At 72.1% G+C, this 18,282-nt stretch carries 13 protein-coding genes; 6 read left to right on the forward strand and 7 right to left on the reverse strand.

The genetic code is table 11. The features are described 5' to 3' along the window. Nucleotides 1–131 precede the first annotated feature (131 nt). The 3 genes from thpR to ACFY8U_RS33880 all read right to left on the reverse strand — a co-directional run bounded on the left by thpR (nucleotide 132) and on the right by ACFY8U_RS33880 (nucleotide 2,645). Nucleotides 132–701: an RNA 2',3'-cyclic phosphodiesterase gene (gene thpR, locus ACFY8U_RS33870; protein ID WP_389576004.1), complete on the reverse strand. Its 570-nt coding sequence runs from the start codon at nucleotides 699–701 to the stop codon at nucleotides 132–134. 136 nt (nucleotides 702–837) lie between these two features. Further along, nucleotides 838–2,175 carry an MFS transporter gene (locus tag ACFY8U_RS33875; protein WP_389576005.1) on the reverse strand — a complete coding sequence of 446 codons (1,338 nt, stop codon included), beginning with the start codon at nucleotides 2,173–2,175 and terminating at the stop codon, nucleotides 838–840. A 26-nt stretch (nucleotides 2,176–2,201) separates the two neighbouring features. Continuing rightward, nucleotides 2,202–2,645 carry a MarR family winged helix-turn-helix transcriptional regulator gene (locus tag ACFY8U_RS33880; RefSeq protein WP_389576006.1) on the reverse strand — a complete coding sequence of 148 codons (444 nt, stop codon included), beginning with the start codon at nucleotides 2,643–2,645 and terminating at the stop codon, nucleotides 2,202–2,204. A 132-nt stretch (nucleotides 2,646–2,777) separates the two neighbouring features. On the opposite strand from ACFY8U_RS33880, the gene ACFY8U_RS33885 reads away from it, so the two are divergent. Beyond that, nucleotides 2,778–2,984, forward strand: coding sequence for a ribbon-helix-helix protein, CopG family (locus ACFY8U_RS33885; protein ID WP_361598762.1), 207 nt, complete (start codon nucleotides 2,778–2,780; stop codon nucleotides 2,982–2,984). Here the strand turns inward: ACFY8U_RS33885 and ACFY8U_RS33890 are convergent. Beyond that, nucleotides 2,977–4,398, reverse strand: coding sequence for an NCS2 family permease (locus tag ACFY8U_RS33890; RefSeq protein ID WP_389576141.1), 1,422 nt, complete (start codon nucleotides 4,396–4,398; stop codon nucleotides 2,977–2,979). The genes ACFY8U_RS33885 and ACFY8U_RS33890 overlap by 8 nt on opposite strands. A gap of 168 nt (nucleotides 4,399–4,566) precedes the next feature. Between ACFY8U_RS33890 and ACFY8U_RS33895 the strand changes: the two genes are divergently transcribed. The 3 genes from ACFY8U_RS33895 to ACFY8U_RS33905 all read left to right on the forward strand — a co-directional run bounded on the left by ACFY8U_RS33895 (nucleotide 4,567) and on the right by ACFY8U_RS33905 (nucleotide 9,998). Further along, nucleotides 4,567–4,854 (forward strand): DUF2530 domain-containing protein, encoded by a 288-nt coding sequence (locus tag ACFY8U_RS33895; RefSeq protein ID WP_389576007.1) that lies wholly within the window; start codon nucleotides 4,567–4,569, stop codon nucleotides 4,852–4,854. A gap of 120 nt (nucleotides 4,855–4,974) precedes the next feature. Beyond that, nucleotides 4,975–7,383, forward strand: coding sequence for an HAD-IC family P-type ATPase (locus tag ACFY8U_RS33900; protein WP_389576008.1), 2,409 nt, complete (start codon nucleotides 4,975–4,977; stop codon nucleotides 7,381–7,383). Between the two features lie 68 nt (nucleotides 7,384–7,451). After that, nucleotides 7,452–9,998: a hypothetical protein gene (locus ACFY8U_RS33905; protein ID WP_389576009.1), complete on the forward strand. Its 2,547-nt coding sequence runs from the start codon at nucleotides 7,452–7,454 to the stop codon at nucleotides 9,996–9,998. Nucleotides 9,999–10,087: 89 nt separating this feature from the next. On the opposite strand, the gene ACFY8U_RS33910 is transcribed toward ACFY8U_RS33905, so the two are convergent. From ACFY8U_RS33910 to ACFY8U_RS33920, 3 genes are all read right to left on the reverse strand, one after another. Further along, nucleotides 10,088–11,395 carry a glycosyltransferase 87 family protein gene (locus ACFY8U_RS33910; protein ID WP_389576010.1) on the reverse strand — a complete coding sequence of 436 codons (1,308 nt, stop codon included), beginning with the start codon at nucleotides 11,393–11,395 and terminating at the stop codon, nucleotides 10,088–10,090. Between the two features lie 96 nt (nucleotides 11,396–11,491). After that, the gene (locus ACFY8U_RS33915) at nucleotides 11,492–14,647 is read right to left on the reverse strand and encodes a sacsin N-terminal ATP-binding-like domain-containing protein (protein ID WP_389576011.1); all 3,156 of its coding nucleotides are present in this window, start codon (nucleotides 14,645–14,647) and stop codon (nucleotides 11,492–11,494) included. A 382-nt stretch (nucleotides 14,648–15,029) separates the two neighbouring features. Continuing rightward, the gene (locus tag ACFY8U_RS33920; protein ID WP_361598777.1) at nucleotides 15,030–15,950 is read right to left on the reverse strand and encodes a DUF3027 domain-containing protein; all 921 of its coding nucleotides are present in this window, start codon (nucleotides 15,948–15,950) and stop codon (nucleotides 15,030–15,032) included. Nucleotides 15,951–16,277: 327 nt separating this feature from the next. On the opposite strand from ACFY8U_RS33920, the gene ACFY8U_RS33925 reads away from it, so the two are divergent. After that, nucleotides 16,278–17,642 (forward strand): MFS transporter, encoded by a 1,365-nt coding sequence (locus ACFY8U_RS33925; RefSeq protein WP_361437146.1) that lies wholly within the window; start codon nucleotides 16,278–16,280, stop codon nucleotides 17,640–17,642. A gap of 156 nt (nucleotides 17,643–17,798) precedes the next feature. Next, the gene (locus ACFY8U_RS33930) at nucleotides 17,799–18,278 is read left to right on the forward strand and encodes a DUF2771 domain-containing protein (RefSeq protein WP_361598783.1); all 480 of its coding nucleotides are present in this window, start codon (nucleotides 17,799–17,801) and stop codon (nucleotides 18,276–18,278) included. Nucleotides 18,279–18,282 lie beyond the last annotated feature (4 nt).

Raw genomic sequence — 18,282 nt, forward strand, 5'->3', positions numbered from 1 at the left:
CCATCTGACGAGCTGCGTCGGTGCTCGGCGGGCTACTGGCCGAGCACCGACGACAGCGCGACGATCGCGAACATCAGTACGAGCACACCGGCCATGATCCGGTTACGGGTCTTCGGGTCCACCCCACGAGGTTAACCCGCGCCGCCCAGCGGCCACGCGGCGACCGTCTCGTATCGCGGCTGCTCCCCCGGCACGCCGCCGGCCGGCAGGTTGCTGCGGACGAGCGCCAGCTCCGGGACCTGCCAGCGGGTCCCCTCGAACGGGGCGAGCGCGTCGACGAAGGGGCGCAGGTCGAGGCCGGCGCGGGAGCGGGCGACCGTGAGGTGGGCCTGGTAGCGGCGGTGCTCGTCCATCGGGACGCCCGCGCGGCGGGCGGCCGCGTCGGCGCGCTCGGCGAGCAGGCGCATCTCGTCGAGGTCCCCGGCGGCCCCCGTCCACAGCACCGCCCGGCCGAAATGGCCGCCGCCGTGCAGCCGCAGGCCGAACGGCGGGGTGCGGTGGGCGGCGCGGGCGAGCCGCTCGTGGAGGTCGGGGAGCAGCCCGTCGTCGACCTCGCCCATGAAGGCGAGCGTGAAGTGCCAGCCGGGCCGCGAGGTCCACCGCAGCCGCTCGGCGTCGGGCAGGTGGGCCAGGCGGTCGACGACCCCGGCGAGTTCGGTCAGCTGCTCCTGGGGAGGCAGTACGGCAGCGAAGAGCCTCATGCGAAGAGTCTGGCAGCGGCGGGGTCGAGCGGGCGGCCCTGGGGGACGCGAGGGGGCGGCCCGGGGGCGCGAGGGCCAGCCCTGGGGCCGCGAGGGGGCGTTCCGTACGGACTGGACACACCCCCCAGCCCCGGGGCTACGCCGCTGTCGTCAGCCGTTCGCGTTCCACGAACCGGACCCGTGGGTGCCCGTGGTGCCAGCCCAGGGACATCCTCAGGCCGCCGACCCGCGCCAGGACCAGGCCGATCCCGCCCGCCGCCACGAGCGAGACCAGGCCGCCCGTGGCGAAGCCCACACGCGGTCCGTACGTGTCCGTGATCCAGCCCAGCAGCGGCGCGCCGATCGGCGTACCACCCGCGAAGACCATCATGTAGAGGCTCATGACCCGGCCCCGCATCGCCGGATCCGTCGCGAGCTGGACGGCCGAGTTGGCGCTGATGTTGACCGTGAGGCCGACCATGCCGATCGGGACGAGCAGCAGCGCGAACAGCCAGAAGGACGGCGAGAGCGCCGCCGCGATCTCCAGCACGCCGAAGACCACCGCCGCGACCACCAGCATCCGCAGCCGCGTGGAGCCGCGTCGTGCCGCGAGGAGCGCGCCGGCGAGCGAGCCGGCCGCCATGAGGGTGTTCAGGAAGCCGTACGTCCCCGCGCCGACGTGGAAGATCTCCTCGGAGAAGGCCGTGAGCCAGATCGGGAAGTTGAAGCCGAAGGTGCCGACGAAGCCCACGAGGACGATCGGCCAGATCAGCTCGGGACGCCCGGCGACGTACCGCAGCCCCTCGCGCAGCTGGCCCTTGCCGCGCGGCGCGCGCTCCACCGGGTGGAACTCGCTCGGGCGCATCAGCAGCAGTCCGGTGAGCGGGGCGAGGAAGAACAGGCCGTTGAGCAGGAACGACCAGCCGCTGCCGATCGTGGCGATCAGCAGACCGGCGACGGCGGGGCCGACGAGCCGGGCGGACTGGAAGTTCGCGGAGTTCAGGGAGACGGCGTTGCGCAGCTGCTCGGGGCCGACCATCTCGGAGACGAAGGACTGCCGTGCCGGGTTGTCGACGACGGTGACCATGCCGAGCAGGAACGCGACCAGGTAGACGTGCCAGACCTGGATGTGGCCGGAGAGGGTGAGGACGGCGAGCGCGAGGCCGCAGACGCCGAGGGCGGCCTGGCTGATCAGCAGGATCTGCCGTTTCGGGTAGCGGTCGGCGATGACGCCGCCGTACAGACCGAACAGCAGCATCGGGAGGAACTGCAGCGCTGTCGTGATGCCGACCGCGGCGGCGGAGCCGGTGAGGCTCAGGACCAGCCAGTCCTGGGTGATGCGGGCCATCCAGGTGCCGGTGTTGGAGACGATGGCACCGGTGAAGAACAGCCGGTAGTTGCGTATGCGGAGTGAGGAGAAGGTTTCCCCCCGGCCGCGGGTGTGGGTAGCGGGTTTATGGACGGGTGCGGAGTCTGCTCCGGGTCCCGTACTCAAAGTGCGTCGCCTCCTCGGCGTCAGGGTCAGAGATGGGCGAGCTTCTCCAGGACGGGGGCCGCCGCGCGCAGCTTGGCCCAGTCGTCCTCGTCCAGGCCCTCCGCGAGGGAGGCCAGCCAGGCGTTCCGCTTGCGGCGGGACTCTTCGAGCATGGCCTCGGCCCGCTCGGTCTGGCTGACCACCTTCTGGCGGCGGTCGTCGGGGTGCGGCTCGAGACGGACCAGTCCCTTGGCTTCGAGCAGGGCGACGATGCGGGTCATCGACGGCGGCTGTACGTGCTCCTTGCGGGCCAGCTCGCCGGGGGTGGCGGAGCCGCAGAGCGCCAGAGTGCCGAGGACCGACATCTCGGTGGGGCTCAGCGACTCGTCGACGCGCTGGTGCTTGAGTCGTCGGCTCAGTCGCATGACGGCGGAGCGGAGCGCGTTCACGGCGGCGGCGTCGGCTGCGGTGCCGTGGGACAGGTCAGGCATGGTCGTTAGCATAACTCATTAGCTGGGCTAAATACCACCCGGAATGCCCGTGCTCGAATCTGTCACCCGAACGAGTGAGATGGATCCAGAAAGTGACGCACCGGGCCCATCCGTGCCGCAACCCTGACTGACATGGGATCGACCGTGCTCAGCCTGCGCATCGACGGTGAGCTGCTCGACCGTCTCAAGGGACATGCCGCCAAACGCGGAATGAGCGTCCAGGACTATGTGGTCCGGACGCTCATCCGCGATGACTTCGACGAACGGTTCAAGTCGGCCGTCGACGAGACAGAGAAGTTCTACGGGCTGCCGCAGCCCCCGAGCACGGCCACTACGTGAGGCCGAGGGCCGGCATCGCGTAGTAGAAGACGAAGACCGCCGACACGATGTACATGGCCACCGGGACCTCACGGCCCCGGCCGGCCGCGAGCCGCAGCACGCTGAAGGCGATGAAGCCGATGCCGATGCCGTTGGTGATCGAGTACGTGAACGGCATCATCACCATCGCCAGGAACGCCGGCACCGCGATGGTGAAGTCGCTCCAGTCGATCTCCTTGATCGAGCCGGCCAGGATCAGGAAGCCGACCGCGAGCAGCGCGGGCGTCGCCGCCTGGGACGGGACCATCGTGGCGAGCGGCGTCAGGAACAGCGCCACCGAGAACAGACCGCCGGTGACCACCGAGGCGAGGCCGGTACGGGCTCCCTCGCCGACACCCGCCGTGGACTCCACGAAGCAGGTGGTGGCGGAGGACGAGGTGGCACCGCCGGAGGCGACGGCCAGGCCGTCCACCAGCAGGACCTTGTTGATGCCGGGGAAGTTGCCGTCCTTGTCCATCAGCTTCGCCTCGTCGCCGACGCCGAGGATGGTGCCCATCGCGTCGAAGAAGCAGGACAGCAGCACGGTGAAGACGAAGAGGACGCCGGTGAGCATCCCGACCTTCTCGAACCCGCCGAACAGGCTCACCTCACCGACCAGGCCGAAGTCGGGCGAGGCCACCGGGTTGCCGGGCCAGGTCGGGGTGGTCAGACCCCAGGACGGGACGGTGGCGACCGCGTTGATCACCATCGCCACGATCGTCATGACGACGATGGAGATGAGGATGGCGCCCGGCACCTTGCGGATGATCAGCGCGAGGGTGAGCAGCGTGCCGAGGACGAAGACCAGGACCGGCCAGCCGGTGAGGTGACCGTCGCCGCCGAGCTGGAGCGGGACGGTGGTGTGCGCGGCGTCGGGGATGCGGGAGACGAAGCCCGAGTCGACGAGGCCGATCAGCATGATGAAGAGACCGATACCGATCGCGATGCCCTTGCGCAGACCGACCGGGACCGCGTTCATCACGCGCTCGCGCAGACCGGTGGCGACGAGCAGCATCACGACGAGGCCCGCGAGGACGACCATGCCCATCGCGTCCGGCCAGGACATCCGCGGCGCGAGCTGGAGGGCGACGACCGTGTTGACACCGAGGCCGGCCGCGAGGGCGATCGGTACGTTGCCGATGACGCCCATGAGGAGCGTCGAGAAGGCCGCGGTGAGCACGGTCGCGGTGACCAGCTGGCCGCCGTCGAGCTGGTGCCCGTACATGTCCTTGGCGCTGCCGAGGATGATCGGGTTCAGCACGATGATGTAGGCCATCGCGAAGAAGGTGGCGAAACCGCCGCGGACCTCGCGGGCGACGGTGGAGCCGCGCTCGGAGATCTTGAAGAAGCGGTCGACGCCGGAGACGGGAGAGCCGTTCTCGGGCGCGGGGGGCATGGCCTTGGCGGTGGCCGTGGTGCTCATGGGGTTCCTCATGGGGGGTGGCTGTTGGCGGTTCATACGAAGGAAACCCGCCAGAGGCAAACCGTTTCAGTATGAACACATGAACGAGCGAGCGTCCATCTCCGCGCGTAGATGTCATTTCGGGACGCCTAGACTGACCGCATGGCGAAGTGGACCCCCAAGCACGAGGCACCCGAGCCCCTGGAGGGGCCCGTCGTCGCCACCATCACCGGCGGCACGATCCTCTGGTTCGTCCTGTTCCTGGTTCAGGTCCCCTTCTACGGCTGGTTCGACGACCGCGACCTGACCTGGTGGGTGTGGACGTGCCTGGCCGGCGCCGGCCTCGGGCTGATCGGCATCTGGTACGTACGGAAGCGCGACGCGGCGATCAGGCGCGCGGCGGCGGCCGAGGCGCCCGAGGGCGAGCGGCAGGCTCCCCACACCTCCTGACCCTCGTGCCCCATACCTCCTGACCCCCGTAGTACCCCGGGACGATTTCGATCCTCCCGCGGTCTGATGTTCACGCTCCTCGGCGGGTGAACGATCGGTTCCGGTCGTACCGTCGAAAACATGACTCAGCGGGCGAAGATCGACACCGACGGCACCGTGAACGCGGCCGACGAGGCTCCCGTCGTCCACCGGGTCGCCGGACTGACCTCCGCCGAGGTCGCCGAACGCGTCGCGCGCGGCGAGGTCAACGACGTACCCGTCCGCAGCTCCCGCTCCACCGTCGACATCGTCCGCGGCAACGTCTTCACCCGCTTCAACGCGATCATCGGCGTGCTCTGGGTGATCATGCTCTTCGTCGCGCCGATCCAGGACAGCCTCTTCGGCTTCGTGATCATCGCCAACACCGGCATCGGCATCATCCAGGAGCTCCGCGCCAAGAAGACCCTCGACGGGCTCGCCGTCATCGGCGAGGCCAAACCCACCGTCCGCCGCGACGGGACCGCCGCCGAGGTCTCCACCTCCGAGATCGTCCTCGGTGACCTGATCGAACTCGGCCCCGGCGACAAGGTCGTCGTCGACGGCGAGGTGGCGGAGGCCGAGAGCCTGGAGATCGACGAGTCGCTGCTCACCGGCGAGGCCGACCCGGTCGTGAAGAAGCCCGGCGACCGGATGATGTCGGGCTCGTTCGTCGTCGCGGGTGGCGGCGCGTTCACCGCCACCAAGGTCGGGCGCGAGGCGTACGCCGCCCAGCTCGCCGAGGAGGCCTCCCGCTTCACCCTCGTCCACTCCGAGCTGCGCTCCGGCATCTCCACGATCCTCAAGTACGTGACGTGGATGATGGTCCCGACCGCGATCGGCCTCATCATCAGCCAGCTCGTCGTCAAGGACACCAACTTCAAGGACTCCATCGCCCGGACCGTCGGCGGCATCGTCCCGATGATCCCCGAGGGCCTCGTCCTCCTCACCTCCGTCGCCTTCGCGATCGGGGTGATCCGCCTCGGCCGCAAACAGTGCCTCGTCCAGGAGCTGCCGGCCATCGAGGGCCTGGCGCGCGTCGACGTCGTCTGTCTGGACAAGACGGGCACGCTGACCGAGGGCGGCATGGACGTCACCGAACTGCGGCCCCTGAACGGCAGCGACGAGACGTATGTACGGAAGGTCCTCGGCGCCCTCGGCGAGTCCGACCCGCGCCCCAACGCCTCGCTCCAGGCCATCATCGACGCCTACCCCGACTCCGACGACTGGCGCTGCACCGAGTCGCTGCCCTTCTCCTCCGCCCGCAAGTACAGCGGCGCCGCCTTCAGCGAGGGCAACGGGGACGCGTCCTCCTGGCTGCTCGGCGCGCCCGACGTGCTCCTGAAGGCCGACGACCCCACCCTCGCCGAGATCGACCACCTCAACGAGCAGGGTCTCCGCGTCCTGCTCCTCGCCCGCACCACGCGTGAGCTCGACTCCCCGGAGGTCGCCTCCGACGCGCGCCCGACCGCTCTCGTCGTCCTGGAGCAGCGGCTGCGCCCCGACGCGGGCGAGACCCTCGCCTACTTCGCCGACCAGAACGTCGCCGCCAAGGTCATCTCCGGCGACAACGCGGTGTCGGTCGGCGCGGTGGCGGGCAAGCTCGGCCTGCCCGGCGCCGAGAACACCGTCGACGCCCGCCTGCTGCCGGCCGAACAGTCCGCGATGGCCGACGAACTCGACCGCAACGCGGTCTTCGGCCGCGTCACCCCGCAGCAGAAACGGGACATGGTGGGCGCGCTCCAGTCCCACGGCCACACGGTCGCCATGACCGGCGACGGTGTCAACGACGTCCTCGCGCTCAAGGACGCCGACATCGGCGTCTCGATGGGCTCGGGCTCCGAGGCGACGAGGGCTGTGGCCCAGATCGTCCTGTTGAACAACTCCTTCGCGACCCTCCCGTCGGTGGTCGCCGAGGGCCGCCGGGTCATCGGCAACATCACCCGGGTGGCGACCCTCTTCCTGACGAAGACGGTCTACTCGGTGCTGCTGGCCGTGCTGGTGGTGTGCAGCCAGGTCGAGTACCCGTTCCTGCCGCGGCACCTGACCCTGCTGTCCACCCTCACCATCGGCGTGCCGGCCTTCTTCCTCGCGCTCGCCCCCAACAAGGAACGCGCGAAGCCGAACTTCGTGAAACGGGTGATGCGGTACGCGATCCCGGGCGGCATCGTCGCGGCGGCGGCCACCTTCACGACGTACCTCGTGGCCCGCTCGTACTACAGCGGCACGGGCGCCCTGGACGCCGAGACGAGCGCCGCGACGCTGACCCTCTTCCTGGTCTCCATGTGGGTCCTGGCCATCGTCGCCCGCCCCTACACATGGTGGCGCATCGCCCTGGTGGCGACGATGGCCGGCGCCTTCCTCCTGGTCCTCGTGGTCCCCTGGCTCCAGGACTTCTTCGCCCTGAAACTGGTGGGCGTGACGATGCCGTGGACGGCGGTGGCGATCGCGGCGGCGGGCGCGGCCCTGCTCGAAGTGGCGTGGCGCTGGGTGGACCGGCGATTCCCCGCCTGAGTACGGCGCTTACTCTGTGCCCACAGCGATCGCTGTGACATCAGAGACGTGGGGGGATCCGCGTAGACATGCACGTGACGAAGAGCCGCAGAATCCTGCGAAGAACGGTCATGGGCGCCTTGGCGGGCGTCCTCGCCGCCACGGGTACGACACTCCTGCCGGACCAGGTCTCGGCGGCCGAGCAGGCGGCGAACGGGGGCGGCCCCGTACGTGCCACGAAGGGCACGGCCAAGGACGCGGGGGTGAAGCTGTCCACCGGTGAGCGGCTGGAACGCATCCCCGGCACGAAGGGCTTCCGGGTGGCGGGCGCCGACGGCCGGCCGGCCACCGGAACGTACGCCTTCGCCCAGGCCGACGGCGAGCTGACGGTCCAGCCGATCGGCTGGAAGCAGCCCCTGCCGGCCACGACCGTGCGGACGGACGAGTCCGGTTCGGGGATGACGCCCTACGGGGCGACGGCGAACCAGCGGGTGAACTTCTCCGTCGCCGGAGACCGCGGCAGCGGCGCCTTCATCAGCCTGTGGAACACCTCCACGTGGACGCGGCACTCCGTCGAGAGCGAGCAGTACGCGGCCAAGGGCACGGCGAACGTCCCGCCGGGCACGTACTTCGCCACCATCCAGTACGACTACTACGCCGAGACGCGGCCCGCGTACCTCCTCACGAAGTCGTTCACGGTCGGCAGCACCACGGCCAACGTGGTCTTCGACGAGACGGCCGCCAAGCCGATGGGCATCGTCGCCGACGACACGGGCGCCCGCCGGGCGGGCGCCGCCGTGTGGCTGACGACGCCCAACGGGGACACGGTCGGTCAGGTCGGCGGCGGCGCCGACAAGATCTTCGTCACCCCGTTCACCATGAGCGGCGTCACCGTCCACCTCCACGACGTGCTGGCGAAGTACGGTTCGAGCCAGCTCAAGCCCAGTCCGTACCGCTATGACCTGGTCCACCAGTTCAAGAGCACGGTGCCGGCGAACCCGATCGTGACGGTGAAGACCGCCAGTCTCGCGAAGACCGTGACGACCTTCCACGCACAGGCCGGCCGACAGACGGGACGGCTGGACAGCTGGCGCAAGCCGGCCGACACCGAGCCGTTCGTCGCCGCACAGGCCGCCTCCACCGTGACCGCGCCCGGCACCCTCACGGAGTACGTGACTCCGAACGTGACGTTCGGCCGCTCGTTCTACGACGGCGACAACCAGGTCGACCTCGACGACCGCACGCTGCCGGCCGGCACCTCCGCCGGCGAGACGGTCGGACGGGGCCCGCTCCAGCCCGGAGCCGGAGCTTCCGACCGGCGCAGTACACGGATCGGCCTGTACGAGCCCTACTCCTACAGCGACGCAGACGGCAACCGGGGGGCCGACTACGGCGCGCTGCAGAAGTACCGGCTGACGTCCCGGGGAGTGACTCTGGTCGACAGCGCCTACGAGGAGGGTTTCAAGGCGTACGGAGCCGATGTTCCGCAGGCCGCCGCCCCGTACGAGTTCACCCACACCACCATCCGGCGCGGCCCGCACGCCCGGCTGTCGACCAGGCTCGTCCGTGAGTGGACGTTCACCTCCAGTGGCTACTCGTCCGTGCCCCGGCAGGACAACTTCCTGCCCCTGCTCGACGTGGCCTTCGACGTGCCCGGGCTCGACAGCCGCAACACGGCCCCGGCCGGTACGGTCCGGGTCGCCACCACGGTCACCTCCCGGTGGGAGACGGCGACGGCGTCCCTGACGGGGCTCGAGTACTCCGTCGACGACGGTGCGACCTGGCGTCCGGCCTCCGCCGAGGGCGACATCACCGTCGGCGCGGACGACCGCTTCCTCTCCCTGCGCGCCACCGGCACCGACGACTCCGGTGCCACGGTCCGGACGACCCTGATCCGCGCCTTCGGCGGCCCCGGCTCGGTCAGGCTGCCCGACGAGTCGACGGGTGACGTCACGATCAGCGGTGTGACGGTCAACGGCAACAACCCGATCGTCGTCGACGGGGCGTACGGGCAGTACCCGATCTTCGTCAAGGCCGCGTTCACCGCCTCCTCGCCCGCCGGAATCGCCCGGGGAGGAATGACGCTGTACAAGGGGTCGTACGAACGGCCCGACGCCGTGATTCCGCTCCTGTGGACGGTGTGCAGCCCGGCGAACGGCACGACCGCCTCCTGCACGGGAGACGTGGCCATCGCCCCGCGCGACCTCGCCGACAACGCGCTCGCCGGTGAGTGGAAGGTGGCCGTCTGGGCCGAGTCCCAGGACGGCACGAGCTACGCCGACAGGCACACCGCCCGTACCGTGCGGATCGTGCGCACGACCCGACTGACCACCGACGCCACGCCGGAACCGGTCACCAAGGGCGCCACGCTCACCGTCACCGCACGGTTCACGGCTTCCGACTGGCTGACCGGCGGTCAGCTCGGCTTTCCCGGTCAGCGGGTGAACCTGGAGTTCCGCCAGGCCGGCACCACCGGCTACGCGCTGGTCGGCTCCGCCGTGACGGACTCCACCGGCAAGGCGGCGGTCACGCTCAAGGCGACCTACGACGGCGAGTACCGCTGGAACGCGGGCCCCAGCCTGATCCTCACGACGACCAAGCCGGCCCTGACGCCGGACGCGATCGACGTGCGCTGACGCGCTTCCGCCCGGATGCCCCGGCCGCTGGGATCTCCCGCGGCCGGGGCATCCGGCTGGTCGGCCCCGCCCATACGGCGGTCCTTAATCTAGGCCGAGTCCCTGGCCGTCTCCTGCCACAGCCGGTGGCAGGAGAGCAGGGTCGCCGTGAGCAGGAGGCCGTTGCGGAGGACCATCAGCGTGTTGCCCAGGGGCGAGCCCTCCATGACGTCCAGGTAGTACGTCGGGAAGGCCAGCGCCGTCACCGCGGTCGCGGCCAGCAGCAGCCAGGCCACCGGGCGCTGCGTGGTGAACCGTGAGGTGAGGCAGACCGCCGCCAGGCCCAGGAGCCAGACCATGTACTGCGGGCTGATCACCCGGCTGGTGACCGTGAACAGCAGGACCGCGGTGAGGGCCGCGTCGAACGGTGTCGCCTCCGTCCACCGCGAGGCCCGGCCCCGCCAGAACATCAGCCAGCCGAAGGCGGCGGCCGTCGTCATCAGCGACAGCTGCGCCACGGTCGCCACATGCGCCCCGACGAACTCCAGGGCGCCGTAGCGCACCTCGATCCCGATCGGCATCCCCGACGCCCGCATCAGCGACAGCAGCGTGCCGCCCAGCGACTCGATCTGCACGCCCCGGGCGCCCTGTTGCGACAGGAAGCCGAAGCTGTGCCGGAAGGCGAGCGCGAGGACGGCCAGCAGCGCTCCGGCGGTCACGACGGCGGACCGCCACGCCTCTCGGCTGCTCCGCCCGTGCTCCGTGCCCAGCAGGGTGAGCAGCGGCCACACCTTGATCAGGGCGCCGAACGCGGCGAACGCCCCGCCGATGCGCGGGTGACGGCGCCCGGCGAGCAGCCCGAGGACGGCGAGGGCCGTCACCTGGATGTCGAACCGCCCGTGCGGCAGGTTCAGGAGCAGCGGCAGCCCGGCGGTCCACAGCCAGGCGCCGGCGAGCCTGCGGCTCGGGCGGGCCAGCGCCAGCGTGACCACGGCGTCGGCGGCGAGCGTGAGCACGAGGAACGCCGCGAAGTAGTCGAGGAACGGCAGCAGCGAAGGAAAGAGGAACAGCAGCCCGGCACCCGGCGGGTACTGCCAGGTGACGTCGCCGACCGGGTACGAGCCGTCGGTCAGCTGCTCGGACCACCGCGGATAGAGGTGCTCCACCTCGGCCGAGACGTTGCTGACGCCGATGTCGTCCTGCACCAGCAGGTACACCATGGCGATCCGGGTCAGGGCCCAGACCGCCCAGATCGCCGCGAGCGACGTCCGGGTGGACCAGGGGGCGGCCCGGTCGGCCCTGCGCAGGGCCGACCGGGCGGACGTGTCAGGGACGGAGGTGGGCGGGTTCGAGGCGGGTGAGTTCGAGTCCGGCTCAGGAGGTGCGCCGCCCAGAAGGCCGGCCTTCTGCTGCGTCATGGATGGGGAATGTAGGCCGCAACGGCCGCTTTCCCTGTGAACGCACCGCTCGTGCCCGCCCACTTCCCCCCGTCGGGCGGGCGCCCGCAGGGCCAGTCAGTCGAACCACCTGTCCCGGGCCAGTTCCGCCGTCCGCGACGGGTCCTCCAGGAGCGCCGCGACCTCGAAGCGGCGGGGCCACTGGCCCGCCGCCCAGGCGAGGCCGGCCGCGACGCCCTCCAGGGTCGCGGCGTGGATCGCGCCGTCCGGGGTCTGGCGCCAGTCCAGCTCGACGCCCGCGGCGCGGAGTTCCTCGTGCTCGATGTACGCGTCCGGGGTCGCCGGCCCGAGGAGCGCGTGGACCGAGGGCGGGACGTCGTGCTCCTCGCCCACCGTGGTCACGTCGGCCTCGACGGACTCGCTCAGCCGCCGCACCTGGAACAGCTCCGCCAGGTCCGCCGCCCGCGCCGGGGCGACCGGCAGCAGCGGGAGCCCGCCCGCGAGCGGGAGGAGGTCGGGGGCGTCCGCGACCAGGGCCTCGGAGGCGTCGACCACCACGAGTTCGCCGTCCACGACCGCGCGCAGGTCGTCGGGGAGGGTGACCTGCTCGGGGTCGAGGTCGGCCAGCGCCGTGTACAGGGCGTGCAGTTGGGCGCCGGACACCTCGCGGTCCGGGTCGGCCAGCCGGCCGAGCAGCTCGGCCGCGCCGCCCGGCTCGTCGAGGAGCGCGGAGACCGAGGTCCGTACGCCGAGGGCCCGCAGGACCTGCTCGTCCTCGAAGCCGGTCGCGTCCGCGGAGTCGTACAGGCCGATCAGCAGCGGGTCCGTACCGGCGGCCCGCAGTCCGGCGGGGCGGCGGCCGTCGAGGACGGGGTGGTCGCGCAGCCACCAGGCGGTGTACGACCGTACGGTCTCGGTCGTGCCGTCCGGCATCAGGACCCGTACGGGCTGGGTGAGCGCGTCCCTCAGGGGCGGCTGCGCGAGGAGGGCGAGCGCCTGCGGCCACGCGTCGTCGTCGACCAGATCCAGGTCCCGTACGGCGACGATCTCGGTCGCCACGGGCGGCACCGGCGCCTCCGGCAGCCGGTCGAGGACGTCCTCGCACCAGACGTCGACCGCGTCGAGCAGCCCGGCGTCGTCGGACTCGGCGAAATCCCCCTCGCGGGGTTCCAGTTCGTCCGGGTCGAGGACGAGGTCGGTGGCCCGGACCAGGGCGAAGTTGGCGAGCACCCCGCAGGCGGCGAGCGGCTGCTCGCCCCAGCGGTCGGCCAGTTCGGCGTCGCAGAGGGCCAGTTCGTCCTCGCGCATCACGGCGGCGAAGGCGCTGCCGGGCAGGACCAGTTCGCCGGCGGGCGCCAGCTCCCCGTCCTCGTCCGGGAGGGCCAGCGCGCCGAGCCACGGCTCGTCGCCCGGCTCCAGCTCCGCGTCCCGGACGAGCCCGAGCACCGTCTCGGCGAGCTCGTCGGCGTCCAGGGTGTCCGCGTCCTCGTCCCAGATCTCCCCCGCGTCGAGGGAGGCGGCGACCGCCGCCCTGACCTGAGGTGTCGTCAGGACCGCGCGGGGCGTGGCGGGGAGGGCGCCCAGCTTCTCCAGGATCGGGTGGGCGGCGTCCGGGTGGGCGACCTTGAGGCCGAGGCGGGTCAGGTCGGCGGGGGTGTGATCCTGGGGAAGGAGTACGTGCCGGGGGCCGATGGTGGTACGGATCCTGGCGTCATCGGGGGCGTCGGCCGGGGTGGCCAGCGGCACCGGCAGGCCGGACAGCCGGTCCGGGTCCACGCCCGCGAGGGAGTCGTACAGCCGCCACCACCACGACGGCGGCCGGTCCACCCCGGCGAGCCGGTCGATCGCCTCGGTCAGCGGGACGCGCCCGACACCGAGCGTGCGCAGCTCCACCCGCCGTTCGAGCCCGGCGGGCAGGAGGGTCGGGAAGACCTCCGCCAGGACGGCCACGGTCTCGCGGCCCGCGCCCTCCACGACCTCGGCCTCCACCGGCCGCAGCGCGGGCACCTCCTCCGACGGCGCCTCGGGCGCCAGGAACGAGACGCGCGGCAGCCGCTGGAGGATCGCCGCGCGCAGCGCCCCGTCGAGGGAGCCCTTGCCGAGCGGGCCGGGCACCAGGTCGATCGTCGCGACCGTCACCGGCTCCCAGTCGGCGAGGAGTTCGGCGTACGCGTCGGCCGCCCGCTCGACGAGGTAGTCGGTGAGCGGCCCGGGCGCCGGGTGGCGGCGGGCGGTGTCCAGCGGGAGGGAGGCGATCAGCAGGGCGGGCAGGCCGAGCGGTTCGTCGGTGGGGGTGGGGGCGTGGACGACGGGGCTGGTGCGGGGGAACTGCGGGGCGCCCTGGCCGTCCACAGGTACGGCCCAGGTCACCGACCAGAACGGGCGCAGCCGCTCCTCGACCGGCCGGCCCTTGAGGAGAACGGGGTCGAGGGGACCGCCGTGGCTGACGGTCCGCCAGCGGCGGGTCTCCTGGGTGGCGGTGTCGTCGATGTGGACGTACGAGTCGTGCTCGGCGCGGGTGAGGACCCGTACGCCGTCCGTGGTCTCGACGACGATCTCGGCGAGGCCGGGGAGGGTGAGCAGCAGGGCGTCGTCGACGGAGTCGAGGAGCCGCTCGGCGAGGTCGACGGCGGCGGGGTCCCGGAGCGGGAGCACGACGACGGTGTCGTAGCCGTCGGGTGCGGTGCCCTCGGCGGGCAGCGGGAGACGCAGGAGCGGTACGTGGCCGTCACGGCGGCGCAGCTCGTCTCCGAGGCCGGGGCTGTGCCGGGCGGCTCCGGCGGCCAGCTCGCGGGCCTCGGCGAGCGACCAGCGGACGCCGCCGTGGCGGCCGAGGACGGCGGGCTCGTCGGAGACGGCGAGGACGGCGGCGAAGCCGACGCCGAAGCGGCCCACGGCTCCGCGGTCGTGATCGCGCTTGGCGGAGGCGCGGAGGGTGGAGAGCGACTCGACACCGGTGGCGTCGAGCGGGGCGCCGGTGTTGGCGGCGGCGAGGAGGGCGGGGGCGTCGGGCCCGGCGGGGTGCAGGGTGAGCCGGAGCCGACCGGTGACGCCGGCGCGGTGGGCGGCGTCGGCGGCGTTCTGGGCGAGCTCGACGACGAGGCGGTCGCGGTAGCCGCCGAGGGCGAGGTCCTCCTCGGCGTTGGCGTCCTCCCGGAACCGGGCGGGCCCGGCGCCCCAGGCATCGAGTACGCCTCTCCGCAGCCGGGCGGTACCGAAGGGGTCGGCTCCGTCGGTCGACGTCCTGACGCTGACGCTCACGTCTGACTCCACTCTGCGGGGCGTGTTTGTACGGGTGCCCGAAGGTACCGCGCCCCACGCCTCCCCCACGCCGACGGGGTGGCCGGCCGCGGACGGGCAGTCGCCTGCACCCCACCCCCCGTGTGGGCAATCGTCCCGCTGGGCGGGACGGGTGGGCACACGGGACGGCGCCCCTGCGGGCGCGTCCGCTCCGAGCACCCCCGCACCACGAGGCACGTCCAAGTTTCAGGGCCCTGGCGGCACCGGGCCCAAGGGGCAGAGGCGCCTGCTAGGGCGCCGTCCGTTGTGCCCACCCTCCCCCAGACTCCGTCCGGGGGGACCCCACGCCCCGGCGGAACAGTTGCCCACAACGGGTGGGCAGCAGGCGTCCCGGGCGGGGCCCAGCGGCGGGTGGTTAGGAGTGGCCCAGGTCTTCCGACGTGTCGTCCGGTTCCGTCGTCGAGCCCGAGTCCTTCGCCGGCCGCAGCGGAAACGCATCCGCCCCCATCGAGTCCAGCACCGGCGGCGCCGGCCGCGGCGGCTTCGGCATGACCGCCGCCTCCGAGTGCCCACCGCACCCGTACGCGAGCGAGACGACCCGCCCGTCCGCCGGCGAGAACTCGTTCGCGCAGACCCCGAACGCCTGCTTCAGCGAGCCCGCCAGCGGCACCAGGAACGCGCAGGAGTCGCACGACGCCGGCGCCGCCTGTGCCATCGGGGTCTTCGCCCCGAACGACTCGTCCCAGCGGTCCGCCGCCACATGCAGCCCGTACCGCGACAGCACCCGCGCCCGCCGCATCCCGAGCTCCTCCGCCACCGAGGCGATCGCGCCCCGGGACGGCGTACGGGAGACGATCTCCGCGTCCTCCGCGTCGAGGTGGTCCGCCATCTCCTCCGAGACCGCGGAGTTCGGCGGCGGCGCGTCCTCGCCCGTGTACCCCGGCTCCAGCCTGAGGTCGTCCTGCTCCGTCGGCAGCAGGTCCCCCGGGCCCATGTCGCCCGGCCGCAGCCGCTCGCTCCACGGCACCCACTCCGGGGCCATGAGGGCGTCCGAACCCGGCAGCAGGACGGTTTCGTCAAGGGTGACGTTCTTCGCCCGGGAGGCACGGGTGACCGTCACGGCCCAGCGCCAGCCGCGGTAGCCCGGCTCCTTGCTCTCGAAGAAGTGCGTGACGACCCGGTCACCGTCGGCGACGGCCTCCACATGGGCCCCGACGATGCCGGGTGCGGCAGCCTCCTCGGCGGCCGCCCGCGCCAGGTCTACCGCCTCGGCGCACAGGCGGTCGGGGGTACGCGGGGTACGCGGGGTACGGCTTCGCGTCGTCGCAGCACTCACAGGTCTCGCTTCTCTCCTACGCCGTCTCACGGGTGCGCCGGCCGAGGAGCGGGAGCGAAAAGCCCCGGGCGGCGGGCGGAGCGGACCAGGGGGCCGCATCGACGTCCGCGCCCGACATGTCTCGCGTCTCTCGGGCACACCTATCGTCATCCATTCTGCGGGATGCCGAAGAGGCGCGCGGCCGAGATCTTCCGCCGGTGGCGCGCTACGCACGCTACCCCCTCCGCCGCCCGCCGCCCACCTGCCCGCCCCAAGTGGCCCGGATCGTGGACCGCCGGTCCGCCGTGCCACGGTTCACAAGTCAGGGGCGTGGGGCACTATGACGGAGTGGCAGCCGCACGGTCGTCCGCACGATCCGACGATCATGCCGGGCCGCTCAGCCGAGCGGGCCGGGCAGTCGGGCGCGCCCTGCACTGGCCGGTCACGGGCACGGCCAAGGGCATCCGCAGGGCGACACACGCGCACGGCGCGGGCGAGTCGGGGCTCGGCAAGCTGATCGAGCTGCACGCCGTGAACGGCGCCGGCGACGTCATGATCACCGTCGCGCTCGCCTCCACGGTCTTCTTCTCCGTACCGACGGACGAGGCACGCGGCCGGGTCGCGCTCTACCTGGCGATCACCATGCTCCCGTTCACCCTGCTGGCCCCTGTGATCGGCCCTCTGCTCGACCGGCTCCCGCACGGGCGGCGCGCCGCGATGGCCGGGGCGATGCTGACCCGCGCCGTCCTCGCGATCACCATGTCGGGCGCGGTGGCGACCGGCGGCCTGGAGCTGTACCCGGCGGCGCTCGGCGTGCTCGTCGCCTCGAAGGCGTACGGGGTGGTGCGCAGCGCCGTCGTGCCGCGCCTGCTGCCGCACGGCTTCTCGCTGGTCAAGGCGAACTCCCGGGTCACCCTCGCGGGTCTCCTCGCGACCGGGATCGCGGCGCCGATCGGCGCGGGGCTCCAGCAGATCGGGCCGCAGTACCCGCTGTACGGGGCGTGCGCGCTGTTCCTGCTGGGCGCGTACTGGGCCTTCCGCATGCCGCACAAGGTCGACTCGGCGAAGGGCGAACGGCGGGTGCACCTGCTCACGCACGGCGAGAAGAAGCCGAGCCTGCGGACGGTGGGGCCCTCGGTGCTGCACGGGCTCCAGGCGAACGCGGCGCAGCGGATGCTGTCGGGGTTCCTGATCTTCTTCCTGGCCTTCCTGCTGCGCGAGCATCCGCTGTCGGGGCAGAGCGCGGCGGTGTCGCTCGCGATGGTGGCGGTGGCGGCGGGCGTGGGGAACGCGTGCGGGACGGCCGTCGGCTCGCTCCTGAAGGACCGCGGCCACGCGCCGGAGGTGATCATCGCCACGATGATCACGACGGTGTGCGGGGTGGCGATCCTCGCGGCGGCGTTCTTCGGCGGGGTCATGGTGGCCGTACTGGGTGCGGTGGCGGGCCTGACGCAGGCGCTGTCGAAGCTGTCGCTCGACGCGCTGATCCAGCGGGACGTGCCGGAGGTGGTGCGCACGTCCGCGTTCGCCCGTTCGGAGACCCTGCTCCAGATGGCATGGGTGGTGGGCGGCGCGATCGGCATCTCGCTGCCGCTGAGCGGCCCGGTGGGCATGTCGGTGGCGGCGGGCTTCCTGGGCCTGGGCGCCCTCCTCGCGGTCCGCGGCCTCCTGGTGGCCGCCCGCAAGCCCCTGCCCTCCCAGCACCCGGAGTGACGACGCGCCGGACCCCGGGGACGTGCGGCACCCCGGACCCCGGGGAGGTACGGCACACCCCGGACCCGCCCCTCCCCCGCCGCCACACCGGCAGGAAAACGCGGCGCGCCGCACCCCCGCGTGGCGGAGTTCGACCCGCCCGATAGCCTTCGGGCCATGACCGTTGCGTTCTTCACCAGCTCGCGCCGCCGGGCCGCCGTCGCCCTCGGGGCCGTCTCCGCCGGCCTCCTCGTACTCTCCGCCTGCGACAAGCCGACTCCGCTCGCGACCCTGACGGTCGGGACCGACTCGGTGCACTCCGAGGCCGCCTGCTACAACGACGGCGACGCCATCAAGGAGTCGCAGATCCAGCAGTGCCTCAACAAGAAGGCCGAGAAGACCCTCACGGTCGCCGCGGACGACAAGATCCGCTTCGGCGTCGACCCCTCGATCGCCGAGAACGGCTGGACCATCTTCCTCGGTGGCCAGAACGCCGAGCCGGAGCCGTACCACAAGACGTACCGGACCATTCCGGCCAGCGCCTTCTTCTCCTCCCAGACCGGCGAGGCGACCGACGAGACCCAGGTCACCATCGTCGAGAGCGACGGCAAGAAGCTGACCGGCGTCTGGCACTTCGGGCTGAAGAAGGAATCCTGATCCT

Origin of the sequence: Streptomyces sp. NPDC012508 (assembly GCF_042902595.1) — a bacterium.
Lineage (GTDB): Bacteria > Actinomycetota > Actinomycetes > Streptomycetales > Streptomycetaceae > Streptomyces.

Coding starts and splice junctions, on each gene's coding strand:
- ACFY8U_RS33930 (WP_361598783.1), top strand. CDS start 17,799: ATGACCGTTGCGTTCTTCACCAGCTCGCGCCGCCGGGCCGCCGTCGCC.
- ACFY8U_RS33910 (WP_389576010.1), bottom strand. CDS start 11,395: ATGACGCAGCAGAAGGCCGGCCTTCTGGGCGGCGCACCTCCTGAGCCG.
- ACFY8U_RS33890 (WP_389576141.1), bottom strand. CDS start 4,398: ATGCCCCCCGCGCCCGAGAACGGCTCTCCCGTCTCCGGCGTCGACCGC.
- ACFY8U_RS33905 (WP_389576009.1), top strand. CDS start 7,452: ATGCACGTGACGAAGAGCCGCAGAATCCTGCGAAGAACGGTCATGGGC.
- ACFY8U_RS33900 (WP_389576008.1), top strand. CDS start 4,975: ATGACTCAGCGGGCGAAGATCGACACCGACGGCACCGTGAACGCGGCC.
- ACFY8U_RS33895 (WP_389576007.1), top strand. CDS start 4,567: ATGGCGAAGTGGACCCCCAAGCACGAGGCACCCGAGCCCCTGGAGGGG.
- thpR (WP_389576004.1), bottom strand. CDS start 701: ATGAGGCTCTTCGCTGCCGTACTGCCTCCCCAGGAGCAGCTGACCGAA.
- ACFY8U_RS33880 (WP_389576006.1), bottom strand. CDS start 2,645: ATGCCTGACCTGTCCCACGGCACCGCAGCCGACGCCGCCGCCGTGAAC.
- ACFY8U_RS33885 (WP_361598762.1), top strand. CDS start 2,778: ATGGGATCGACCGTGCTCAGCCTGCGCATCGACGGTGAGCTGCTCGAC.